Here is a 12175-nt window from a genome sequence, read left to right on the forward strand (position 1 = left end):
GCGAGACATAAAACAATTAATAATAAAATGGGGGGCAAAATCCTTTTGCCCAATTTTCAATCACAAGCAATTCACTTTGTTAATATAATGTTAAATATGTATGGATTGCAAGTTTTTTATACAGTGAAGCTCTAAAATTAATCGATGAGCTTAAGCGTTAGACGAGAAAGCTATTTACGCGATAGCTAATGTCAAACCGACAGATAGCAAAACGCCAACCTAAAGAGGTTGGCGTTTTCTGTAATATGACTGACTTTGTCACATCATTATTATTTTACTTACAGTTTATAACTGACGTTGAGCATAATCATGTGTGCTGTGTAGTCATGCTGTAAATTGCCGAAACTCATCACATTCCAAATGGTATCGGGTTCGATATCATTGGCGTCGTCATTATCAAGATACTTTTCCATTTTGTAGTCTATTCGCAAGGCTACTTTTTCGGTTGCTTGATACTGTGCATAAACATTAATGTTATGTACTTTGGCAAAATAGTCGCCGTAATCACCACTAATACCTTGTCTGACTTGGGTCGTGCTGTCTGAGTCTGAGTAAGTATAATCTACGCCTAAGCGTAAACGACTGTCCATTAAGTTGTTATAACTTAGGCCAGCACCAACCACATCAACTGTATCTTCTATCTCGGCTTGCCAAGTTGCAATATTCAAATTAGCACTGCCAGATTGAGCGGATGTTATGATTTGATGGTTATAAAATGTGCTCGCATTGATATCGTCATTAATCATGTAGTTAATATTGATATCGTAGTTAGTGTCTTTGGACTCAGTCAAGCCTATCTGGGTGTTGGTATAGTCATCTAGAGCATAACGAACTCCAAAATCGACATTCAAATTATCCATAGGACTATGATTAACGCGGGCCTCAATTTGAGTGCGGTCGCGATCAGCTAAGTAGTAGCGGCGCAATAATGGATTCTGCTCCGCTGATGATGACTCTGATGCTTTATATTCAGAACCATCTCTTTTGCTGAAACTGCCTTTAAGCCACATGTCCCACATATCAAAATTATTAAGGCGTAAACGAGCCCAAACGTTATTGTCGTCAGTGGTTTCTCGCCCTTGATTACTGCGCTCATCGCGCCTGAAATCATAACCAGCATCGAGTTTGATACCATGGCTGATACGGTAGTCAGTTGATAATTTAGCTCTATGAGTGGTGAGATCGTATGGGGTGTTATCCCTTACTTTGCCGGTAACATCGCTAATGCTAATTTGGGTCCATTGTTCAATTTGGGTATTATTTTCACGGTCGTTATAATCATAGCTACCAGTGAGGCGCCATGCACGACTGAGTTTAGTTACCGCTTTAAGTGTCATGCCAGTAATATCGACTTTGGCATCAATACTGTCTGCAGGTAATGAGTAGCTATACCCTAATTGGGTCAATTGTTGATCTTGCGTCATTTGGCCTAAGAGTAAACGACCACTTAGACTGGTAATAGAATCGTTATATTGACCTAACAACGAAATGGTATGAGCTTCGTTATCGGGGTCTAATGCAATGTAACCTCTATTTTGTGCGCCAAAGGTTGGATTAAAAGCACTGTCAAAGCCGAGTTGCTGGTTATTATTACTAAACACTGAACCATTGTAGTTAATACTAGTAAACCAGTTGTCACCGCGGAGTTTAATCCCAGCGTTTAAAATGTCTGTAGTGTAATCAACAGGCTCTGGCAACATCATCGATTGAGTGAAGAAACTGCCTGAGGTGATCTTAGTGCCCGTTTTTTCTTCGCGCTGAAAATTAACATAAGTGGTGAACATTGATTCAGTTTGATATTCAAACCCAAGTCCAGCACGTTCACGTTTAAGCGACAATTCAAATGGGTTTAAACTGCTATACAACATTGGCATGTCTGAACTTGCACCTGCGGTAATCCAGTTACTGGCTAAAGTTAGGTTATCGCTACCGATATTTTGGTAAGGGCTTAATGCATTGTTACTTTGATAGGTCGCAATGGATCGATAGCCAAGATTGATTCGATACAACCCTAGTTTACCAACATCAATTTCCATGCGGCCGTTGTCCATACCTAAGTTATTGGCTGCCAAGTTTGCTTGATAGCCATCACTCCCGCGATAGCGAATATCAGCATCTACTTTGCCTGCAGTTTGATTGCTGCTATGAAATGCATTCGCGGATTGAACATCATCTTCACTGTTGTAACCAATACCCACACCAACAGTGCCAGTGGTACCGGTTGCGATAACACAGCCTTTACATTTCCAAGCATCATATTTGATGTTGTCAGTTTTAGCGTTTGCTAGGCCATACCCATCAGCCATAAGACTAAAGCTGGTGCTAGTGAGTAACGCTAAGGTAATGAGGTTTAATTTAGTATTCATAATATTATCTCCTTAGCGCTGCAGTAATTTACCAGAAGGATGGTTTGAACCATGTATCTGAGTATGACAATTTAAGCAGCTGCGACCACCCGTAAAGGTATTGCCATTGACAGTTGAACCCATATCCGTGTTACCTAGATAAGCGTTGCTGGTATGGTTGTCACTTGCATGACATTGCTGGCATAACTGTGGCGCGCGAGTTTTAAGCATAGCGTCGTTGACCGAACCGTGTGGGTTGTGGCAATTGACGCAATTTTCGGTAACGGGTGCATGTTCCCAAAGCTTTGGTCCCCGTTTTTCTGCATGGCATGAGTAACAGGTTTCATTAACCGTTGGTTGAACCAGATCTGAGTCACTCAAACTGCCATGTGGATTATGGCAATCACTACAGGTCATTTGGTTCCATTTCATAGGATGACTTGAGCGCTTGTTCATATCGGCTTTTTGTTTGGTATGGCAGCTGGTACACACTTCCATTTCAGTTTGCTTTGACAATACAGGGTCGTGAGCAGCATGCACGCTATGACAAGATGCACAAGCTACATCAGCATTGGCATGATGGCTGCTGTCCCATGCTACCCGCTTATCATCTTGGTGACAGCTCATACACACACTATTTTGCTTATCTGCAGCGAGTGTAGAGGTAGGACCAAAGGTGATCATGGGTTCTTTACCACCACGATTATGTGAACCTAGTGGGCCGTGACACGCTTCGCACTGCAAGCCTGCCATTGGGCTTTTTGAAGAGTCGATAGCGCCATGAACGCCTTTAAATAAGTCCATCACTTTTTCAGACTTTTTATGGCACATCAGGCATGAGTCGGCGCCTTTAGGCGAGTATTTGCCTTCGGCGAATTTTTTATCTAACGTGGCTTCAACTTCTGCCGGCGTCATGCTGGCATCCCACTTTGCCGCCTGTACGTGAGTCGACACAAAAACAGTCGAAGCTGTTAGACACAGTAGAGCGAAAAATAAGGTATTGATTGAGTTTGTGGTCTTCATAAGTAGACTTCCTAATTTGTCCATTTTGATGATCAACATTTGATGAAGTAAGTCATAGCATGAGAGAGAAGCTGTGCTTCTCTCTCAATGAACAAATTAAAATTTCACTTGTGTGTGATTTTCAATGGTAGGTGCATGGCAGAATAAACAGGTTTCTAACTGCGCAGCATCATTGGCTTCTTGATAGCTACCATTCACAATTGCGCCCTGACTTTCAGCATGTTGTTTAATCGTGTCAAAACCATGACAAGAAGCACATGTCGCTGTGATAGGCGTGGTATACAGGCCAGCAGAAGTGGCGAGTGCACCTTTAACTTTGAATGCATCAAGATTAAAGTCGTTATGACACTGAGTACAGTCTTTGATAATGCCTTGTTCACCATGAACACTGTGAAGTTTCATTTCAATCGCGCCTTGATTAGCGCCAGATGCATAAGTGCCATCGGGTGTATGACAAGCCACACAACCGTCTAAACCTACGGTAAGTTCGCCATTAAGCTCACGGCCTAATTGTTCTGACATGACAAAACCAGCATGGTGACCTTTGTGGAGCTCAAACGTGTCGCCATGACAATTATCACATGAATCAAAATTGACCGAGTCAGTGTGACGATAGCTAGGGGCATTACCAGAGAAAGTGCCAACGGTAAGTTCAGCTTTCATGCTGGTGGTTGCTACGCCGTCTGCACAATCAATGGCTTGGATACCATCATTACACATTTCAAGACCGATAAAGCTAAAGGCTGTATCTGTGTCGCCGGCACCAAACGGTAATGATGGAATGGTATATACCAAGTTACCTGATTCAATGACCACATCCGCTTGTAATAGACCCGCTTTGATAAAGTCTTTGCTGATTTTAGCTAAACCACTGCCTGGGCTAGGGTTATATCCCATAATCGGGAAGTTAGGACCAACGTTAGTTAGCGTTTCAACACGTTGAATTTTGCTGACTAAGCTTGCAGCATCAATGGCTACGCCTTTAGCATCTAAAATCGTTACCGATAGCGTTGCTGATTTGTCTTCAGGGCTAGATTTATTCGCGGTCAATGTGGCGGTCATGCCATATGAGTCGATAAATGCTTTTTTCTGAGTATATGAAGTGGTGTGTATTTCTTCTGTCCAGCTTGCATTATGGCATGCAATACAATTTGAATTGTCCACTTGTTGTGGATGGCCTTGACCTGTTTTAAAGTCAATATTGGTATGGCAGCTTGAACAGGTTTCCATGGTTGGAATTCGAGACCAATTGCTCGATTCGCTTAGTTGTTCTGAATCGACATGACAAGTGGTGCAATTGTCTTGGACTATCGCATATGCTGCTTCTGCACTCTTGTCTAAGTTGCGGCCATACATTTTGGCATTGTTATGAACATTATGGATCAAATGGCTAAATTCAACTTGAACCTTGTCTTTTTCAATGGCCATTTCGTTGGTATGGCAAGATGTACAGGTTTCTAAGTCAGTGTAGCTATGATAAATGCTTTCACCCTTTGCATGGCAGGTATTACAAGTGGCTCCGCTTACTATGTTTTTGGTGTATTTAGCTTGAAACCCTTCGCCGTCAAAATCTTCGGTGATTTCGGTTCGCGGAACACTGGTAACCCCGTCTTGCAAAGTAGAAGCACTTGCTATGACGTTGTAACGTTGTGTCAGCTCTGGATTAAAACCTTCAACATTGACGGTAAAACTGTAATTCCCGTTACCGTGGTCGGTAAAGGTTTTTTCGGATCCAATAAATTGCCATTGCGCTGAATTACCCGGTCCGCTAGCGCCAACTGGAATCAATTGAACCACTTTTTTCACTTCCAAGTCTTTAAGGCCTGCAATCGGAAGGTCTTTTTCATTGGTTGCAAAAACTTCAATAGTCGGTTTGTTGTCTTGATAAGTGACTTTGGTGATATCTAAGTTTAGTGTTTTGATCGCTTCAGCAGGCTCGCCGCCAGGGTTGCCAGGATTGCCAGGTTCACCATCATCGCCTCCGCCACACCCTACTAGTGTCATTGACGCTGACATAGCAAGTAACAATGCCATTTTTGTGTATTTTGTATTCATCATATTTTTCCCTGCAAAGGTCATCCATCTAACTTACTGGCAGTATCTTCTGCAATTATCTTTTTCAGTTAAGTTGATGTTGGAATTAATTTTCCCAACACTAAGATTACTTTACAAACGGCAACTCGTCTGTAAAGCGAACGTAATTGTGTGATGGCGATCTGCCTATTAATTAAGGGGTACATAAAATACAGGGTTTGTAGGGGAATGATTGTTCTCGCTAGAAAAAAGACCTTAGCAATATGCTAAGGTCTTTGATGGGTAAAACAATTTAAGTATTTATATATTAAGCTTAGAAACCATGGGTTTTAGTGACTCGTTCAACCGTATGACAGGTTGAACATATTTCAGATGCACGAGTATGAACATCGTCTTCACTCATACCATCAACAATACCGCCATTGGACTCAATATGAGACACAGTGGCATCGGTACGATACTTTTGATGACAACTTAAACAGGCTCCAGTATCTGATGACATCCACACATCTGCACCCGTTTCTATGTCGCCATAACGCCATACTCTGTCAGCGGCTCTACCAAGTTGTATCCCATCAGCCGTGTGGCAGGTTTTACAGTCGGTTTTTAACACAGTGCCAGATTCTACACCGGCATGCTTGAGGTAATGGCCTTCAGCACTGTGAGCTTTAAAGGCAAAGCTGGTTGATTTTTTGCCACCAGGATAAGTGTTGTCAGTCTTAAGAGTCTTATCTGCGGTATGACATGTTTGGCAATTTACACCATTATCATAGTGATACACTTCTTGGTTGTGACAACCTTGGCAGCTTTGGGTATTGATAATATTTCTACGTACGGTAGCGGTTTGGCTATCGTCTATTACACTTGCAGCCATAACAAAATGATAAGGCTCACTTTTGATTTCCACTGTTTGGATATCATCAGCACTGCAAGCAGTGAGTTTAACTTCCGGTCTACCGTAGCCACCATGATTAAAGCAGGCTGTGACTGCTGACCATAGTTCAAATGTTTTACCCACATAATCTGTTGGTAAGGTGACCTTATCCCAAACTAACGTCCAGCTATTATCTGTGTTGGCAGTACCTTCACTTAATTTAATACGACGATTGCTGTAACTGGCATCTTGATACGTAGGGTAGTTTTTGTCACTGTCCCATGCCATGACAATACGACTACCATCATCAATATACTCAGCGGGTAATATCTGACCACTGGCATCAGTAAAGCTCACATTAGTACTGAACTTGTTATCAGCTGTCACGGTAACATCGCTAAAGACTACCTTCATGGTTTGGGTTTCATTATAGGCTTTCATGACATCGCCATGAGCTTCTTTTGCACTGCGACCATAGCCTTCTTCCACATGGCAAGAAGTACAATTTGTACCGACACCAACATGTTGTTGAGACGCCAATTCTGTATGGCATGCAATACAAGCGGTATCACTTTTATTGGCATTAAACAGCGCGGCATCTTTGGGAGCATTAGTCCCTTCAACATGACATGCACTACAATCTGCAGCAGGCTTTTGTGGGTACATAACCTTACCGTAATCGTGCAATCCGCCGCCATAACCAATGACTTTGTAAGGGGCAGCTACTTCGCCGTCTGCGGTGCTGGTGACGCGATCTTGACCTTTATGAATCGCATGGATCATATAGGTAAAATCAACACTGTTGCCGGTTTCAGGATCGCCTGATGTTGCGGTATGACAAGAAGCACAGTTTTCAAGATCGACTCGGCGACCACCGTGTAATGCTAAGCTTTCCGGTTGATGACAGGTATAACAAGCCGTTATCGATACTACATCCCGTGACGCAATACCTTCGGTTAAGCCGGTTGATGGTTGGAAATCATAATGGGCATTTGCAGTGATTAGTGGCTGCTTTAATTCTAAGGTAATACGCTGAGTGTCATCAGCTTGGTAAGTAATACTTATTGGGTCTGTTACTTGAGCAATATTAGTTTGAAAAGTGTATGAGTATGAACCATCGAGATTATCCACTAAGCAGTCAACACACTTTGATGCAGCTTCAACCTCAGCTTGATATTGTGCTGAAGGAGATATGTTGGTTTCACCATCAGCTATCCAGCTAGCATTAGGTTGTTTGGCCGAGTTGATATAAGACTGCCATTGATAACCACGGTCAACTTCAACTTTAGCCCCCTCAGCACCAACCATTTCGGTCACTGGGGTTAATTGGGCAATACCAAAACGGAGATCATGATCTTTTGTTAGTCCCAATACCGCAACGCCATTGGCATTTTTAAGGTTAAAGGCAACACTGACTTTCCCATCGACTATGCTTGCGTCAGTAAAAGTTGCTTTTAAGGTCGATGTTGCATCAATATTGACACCAATAATGCCGTCAGGTCCGTCCTCGCCATTAGTTCCATCGCTGCCTCCACACCCTGTAAGCGCAAAAGCAATAAGCCCTGCACTAAATACCGCCTTTGTAGCGGGACTAACTGTTATTGTCTTCATCATGTATTCCCTGCATTTTTTGTTATCTCGCATTCACTGTTGGTTAAACGTATGCGGATTTTATTCAATTCTTATGTTAGCTAACCTTGGCGACTTACTCATTGAATTAAGTCTAGAGTTGTGACTAAGATCTGACTATTCCTTTGTGGGTAACAATACTTGATGAAGATTGGCCTATGTTGATAGGAGATATCGCATTAGCTTAAGACGTGAGTACAGGTATTAATGGATCCATTAAGCAGTCATATGGTTCTTGTTTTATCTCGTCAATGATAAGGCCTAAGCAATGACTCTTTGTCGATATCTTCTGCTTAAATGGACTGCCAGCTGCTGAAATATGCTGCGTAAATGAGTCTTGTTAGCTAATGAATGGGGGAGTTTGATATAGATGATCTAAAAATGGATAAATTTTTGTCGGTTAACCCTGCAGTTATTACATGTTGAATTTCGCGTTAAGGTTAAGTATTGCGCAGTTAGGTAAGTGATTGAGAACTTATTAAGATAAAGGCTTGATCAAGGCAATAGGTTAGGGGATAATCGCCCCGTTCTGACACATAAACGTTATATTTCATGTTTCAGAAGTCAATGGTGACCCTAGGGTCCCCCCGCAATGATAACTTGTGAACTCGGCCAGGCCTGGAAGGGAGCAACCGCAGCAAGTGACTCGTGTGCCGGGGTGTGGCTCTAGGGGAACCTCCATTATTCCCCCCAATGACTTACTCAACAGCATCAATCAATGCGCTTAATAAATACCTTAATCTAGCGACTATTGAATAATAAATCCCTATTAGTCTATTTCAACTCATACCTAAAGCACCGACTTAACTTATTAGTTGCCAGTTAAACATGGTTTCGCCATACCTTATTGCTCGCTAGCAATTTCAGCTTCTTCTTGTAAGCGTTTTTGCAAATTCATTTTCAGAAATTTTCTTGAACGTTCCAGTGCTTCACTTATTTCAGTTTTCATCTGTTTGAGTTCTTGATAATTTTCAAAAAAATAGGTGTCGACTAAATGACGAATGTACCTAACCGGTAACTGATTCAATGTGACGCAACATAAATCGGCTAAGTATTCTTCTGGCAACTCGTCCATTAAGCCTTCATCTCTCAGCATTTCCATTAATAGAACTTCATAATAGTTTCGGATCTCTAATTGCATTATTACGCTCCATTGAGACGGTTCGATTTATCGACATTCACTTCGATGTCGAGAGTATTTTTTTACTCTGCTACAACCATAATTGATTTGCTGCAATTAATAATTGGCTATGTCTGAGTGTTAATTCATCTTCATTACGACTATAGCCTCCACCTATAACCGCTGCAAGTGGGATGTTGTGCATTTTTGCGATCGATATGACTTGTTTATCTCTATCGAGAATACCTTGAGTCGAAATAGCAAAGTAGCCAAGGTCATCATGCTGATGAATATCGACTCCAGCATCATAAATGATCAGGTCAGGCTGATGCAGACGAATGAGGTAAGGCAATATTTGTCTTATGTGGTCAAGATAATCACTATCAGTACAGCCTTTATCGAGATCGATGTCGTGGTCAGATTGCTGTTTTCTTGATGGAAAATTTTGCGCGCAGTGTATTGAACAACTAATGATGTCTGAGTGACCTTGAGTCAATGTGGCGGTGCCATCACCTTGATGCACGTCGCAATCAAAAATAAGTACTTTATCTGCTTTTTTAGCATCAATGGCCGATCTAGCCGCGATGACTAAGTCATTAAAGATGCAAAAACCACTGCCAAAATCGTAATGTGCATGGTGATAGCCACCAGTTAAATGAACCGCTATACCGTGCTCAAGCGCTAGCTCAGCACACAAACGAGTTCCATTTACGGCGTGTAAAGTTCGCCTGACTAACTCATTGCTCCATGGGAAGCCGATACGTCTCTGGGCTTTGTGATCTAAGGTGCCATTAATAAATTGTTCTACGTACAGAGGACAATGAATGCCATACAGTATTTCTTTATCAATGGGCGAAGGAGTTTGGCGATACTGCTCAAATAACAATTGATGCTTGAGTGCATGCTGGTACAAATTATGATATTTGCTGGTTGGAAAACGATGGGTGCTAGGCAACGCCAGCTGTGAATAGCTGGCGTGATATACAAAGGGAATATACTTCAAGACTAGAGTTGCTTGATTGCCCAGCCCATAAACTCTTTACGGGTTTTATCGTCGGCCTGTAACCACCAATACTGGAGCATTTGTTCTGCTTGTGCTGGGGTGGTTTTTTGAGCCGCTGCTGCAGGCACTGTTGCGATAACTGGTGCACTGATTGTTGTAGCCGATGCAACATCTGATTGCACTGCTACTGTTTGTGTTGGTTGAATACCGCTACCCGTTGCCGAAGCCGATAGGGTTTCAATATCATTTTGGTTTTTTTTGTTAAATAGGCTGGTAATAAATGAGTCTTCAGTAAAATTAGTTTGTTCAACGCTGTAAGTTACAGCCATATTATCTTGACGCTTAATGTTGATTTGTGGTTTTTTTGCAAATGCTTTTGGATTCTTAATCACGTCACCTTGAGCGGGTTGCAATAAGTACTGATGATCGCCATCCACCGTTAAGGTAACAATTAGCGGGGTTGATTTTATAAACGTTTGACTATCGCTAAAGGAATCATCGACCACATCATGATAACGAATCGCAATCTTATGGGTGCCATTGGTTAAGGCTAAATCCGATTGGTGATTGAACATGCTCGTTTCAACTTCTGTACCATCAAGTGCAAGGTACTCAAAAGACATTGGGATGGTTAAATTAGCAGCTAATACCGATGATGATGTTAAACATGCCAAAAGCGCACTTGTTGTAAATAAAGATTTCATTGTTTCTCCTTAACGTGGGTAACTTTGGCGAGGTCTTTCAAAAAGTTGAATACGCTCTTCAATATAACTGGTTGCTTGTTTGCATTTCCCTAAGCGACGATGCATTGAAAGGATATCATTTTGCAATTTTATTTTGTCATTACTATGACAGAATTCAAGCGTTGCTTCCATTTGTTGTATTTTTTGCTCTATTTTTTTCGCCCAATTTAAATGTTTATTGAGTTCGGCATAGAGTTGATGGCTGTTTTGCATCACATTACTGGCTATCCAGCCAAAACCACTGTCTTGAATAGCTTGTTGTTGTTTTTTTGCATATCGAGCCCGATTACTGGCTTTGCGCTGTTGTTCGGATTTAAGATTGATATCTGTGGTGAGTAATGCTCTGCGCAAGGCACTAAATCTGTCTTGAATACGATTACAACTGAGTTGAATAACATTACCACCCAACTTAAGAAATAGTTGTTTTTCAAGTTGTTTAATGTCTTGGCGCAACTGGATGATGCAAGGGCTTAATTGAGCGCCTTGTTGAGCAAACAGTTGACTGTTAAAACGTTCAATGTCGATTAATGATTGCCGTTGTGACGGTGCTAAATTTTGGTCGTGGATTAACGCATCTTGCTCAAGTTGTGCAAGCTGCTGTTTTAACATTGAGACCAATTGTTGGGTGTTCATGCCCAGGCACTCCACGTAAGATGGACCGCTATCGACAATACCATAATAATAAATATTGGTTTAATAAAAGGTATTCCAAATCGAATCGCACTTCTTGCGCCGATAAACGAACCTGCCATCATGCATACCCCCATCCATAAGCCCAGCATCCATTGCACTTGACCCATCGATGCAAAAATGATTAATGCGGTGATGTTACTCACTGCTGTCATGACTCGTGCTAATCCACAACTCTGCAGAAGAGGCAGCTTATACAGCGAAATAGACGATACCGTCCAAAAAGCACCAATACCTGGGCCGGCAAAACCATCATAGCCACCTAAAATAAATCCTTGGCTAATTTGTTTGTACTTAGATGAGCTAAATTTTGGCGCGGGTATATTTTCTTGGCCCATCGCTTTGGGGCTAAATAAAGTATATATCGCGATACTAATAATGAGCAGTGGTAATATTTTATCTAACCATTGTGGGTCAATCAAAAACACTAAGCCACAACCTGCTATCGATCCAATAAGGGTAGCAAAAAAGCACGTTTTCCATAATGCGGGGGTAAACAATTGTTTTTTGTAGAAGGTGTAACTTGAGGTAAAGGAGCCAAAACAAGCTGCCAGCTTATTTGTTCCTAACGCTAGATGAGGTGGAATACCTACAGTCAGTAATGCAGGAATAGAAAGCAGCCCACCACCACCAACAATAGCATCAATAAAACCAGCAATAATACCAATGACCGCTAATACAGCCCAGTGGCTAGGGTCTAATAATAAATCCAAC

At 41.8% G+C, this 12175-nt stretch carries 9 protein-coding genes and 1 other RNA gene; 1 reads left to right on the forward strand and 9 read right to left on the reverse strand.

The features are described from left to right. Window positions 1-278: 278 nt before the first annotated feature. From H5164_RS02780 to H5164_RS02795, 4 genes are all read right to left on the reverse strand, one after another. Window positions 279-2366 (reverse strand): MtrB/PioB family decaheme-associated outer membrane protein, encoded by a 2088-nt coding sequence (locus H5164_RS02780; protein ID WP_182754652.1) that lies wholly within the window; start codon window positions 2364-2366, stop codon window positions 279-281. A 12-nt stretch (window positions 2367-2378) separates the two neighbouring features. Continuing rightward, the gene (locus H5164_RS02785) at window positions 2379-3368 is read right to left on the reverse strand and encodes a DmsE family decaheme c-type cytochrome (RefSeq protein WP_124016377.1); all 990 of its coding nucleotides are present in this window, start codon (window positions 3366-3368) and stop codon (window positions 2379-2381) included. 96 nt (window positions 3369-3464) lie between these two features. Then, on the reverse strand, window positions 3465-5426 hold the full coding sequence (locus H5164_RS02790) for an OmcA/MtrC family decaheme c-type cytochrome (RefSeq protein WP_182754654.1): 1962 nt from the start codon (window positions 5424-5426) through the stop codon (window positions 3465-3467). Window positions 5427-5715: 289 nt separating this feature from the next. Beyond that, entirely contained in the window at window positions 5716-7890 is a 2175-nt protein-coding gene (locus H5164_RS02795; protein ID WP_182754656.1) for an OmcA/MtrC family decaheme c-type cytochrome, read from the reverse strand. Window positions 7891-8481: 591 nt separating this feature from the next. Here H5164_RS02795 and ffs point away from each other — a divergent pair. Beyond that, an RNA gene (ffs, locus tag H5164_RS02800) (signal recognition particle sRNA small type) lies at window positions 8482-8578 on the forward strand. 171 nt (window positions 8579-8749) lie between these two features. Here ffs and H5164_RS02805 read toward each other — a convergent pair. The 5 genes from H5164_RS02805 to H5164_RS02825 form a co-directional block, all read right to left on the reverse strand. Beyond that, complete coding sequence (locus H5164_RS02805) at window positions 8750-9046, reverse strand: late competence development ComFB family protein (RefSeq protein ID WP_182754658.1); 297 nt, start codon at window positions 9044-9046, stop codon at window positions 8750-8752. Window positions 9047-9116: 70 nt separating this feature from the next. Continuing rightward, the gene (locus H5164_RS02810; protein ID WP_124016381.1) at window positions 9117-10028 is read right to left on the reverse strand and encodes a histone deacetylase; all 912 of its coding nucleotides are present in this window, start codon (window positions 10026-10028) and stop codon (window positions 9117-9119) included. Window positions 10029-10030: 2 nt separating this feature from the next. Further along, window positions 10031-10732: a DUF2057 domain-containing protein gene (locus H5164_RS02815; RefSeq protein ID WP_124016382.1), complete on the reverse strand. Its 702-nt coding sequence runs from the start codon at window positions 10730-10732 to the stop codon at window positions 10031-10033. A gap of 9 nt (window positions 10733-10741) precedes the next feature. Then, a complete protein-coding gene (locus tag H5164_RS02820) occupies window positions 10742-11404 on the reverse strand; it encodes a primosomal replication protein (RefSeq protein WP_124016383.1) in 663 nt (220 codons plus the stop codon). Next, window positions 11401-12174, reverse strand: coding sequence for a TSUP family transporter (locus H5164_RS02825; protein ID WP_124016384.1), 774 nt, complete (start codon window positions 12172-12174; stop codon window positions 11401-11403). The genes H5164_RS02820 and H5164_RS02825 overlap by 4 nt, the downstream gene beginning before the upstream one ends. Between the last annotated feature and the right edge of the window lies 1 nt (window position 12175).

It is taken from the genome of Shewanella sp. SG41-3 (genome assembly GCF_014164545.1).
GTDB lineage: Bacteria > Pseudomonadota > Gammaproteobacteria > Enterobacterales > Shewanellaceae > Shewanella > Shewanella vesiculosa.

Excerpts from the sequence above, each read along its gene's own strand:
- H5164_RS02780 (WP_182754652.1), bottom strand. The coding sequence starts at position 2,366 with ATGAATACTAAATTAAACCTCATTACCTTAGCGTTACTCACTAGCACC.
- H5164_RS02785 (WP_124016377.1), bottom strand. The coding sequence starts at position 3,368 with ATGAAGACCACAAACTCAATCAATACCTTATTTTTCGCTCTACTGTGT.
- H5164_RS02790 (WP_182754654.1), bottom strand. The coding sequence starts at position 5,426 with ATGATGAATACAAAATACACAAAAATGGCATTGTTACTTGCTATGTCA.
- H5164_RS02795 (WP_182754656.1), bottom strand. The coding sequence starts at position 7,890 with ATGATGAAGACAATAACAGTTAGTCCCGCTACAAAGGCGGTATTTAGT.
- H5164_RS02805 (WP_182754658.1), bottom strand. The coding sequence starts at position 9,046 with ATGCAATTAGAGATCCGAAACTATTATGAAGTTCTATTAATGGAAATG.
- H5164_RS02815 (WP_124016382.1), bottom strand. The coding sequence starts at position 10,732 with ATGAAATCTTTATTTACAACAAGTGCGCTTTTGGCATGTTTAACATCA.
- H5164_RS02820 (WP_124016383.1), bottom strand. The coding sequence starts at position 11,404 with ATGAACACCCAACAATTGGTCTCAATGTTAAAACAGCAGCTTGCACAA.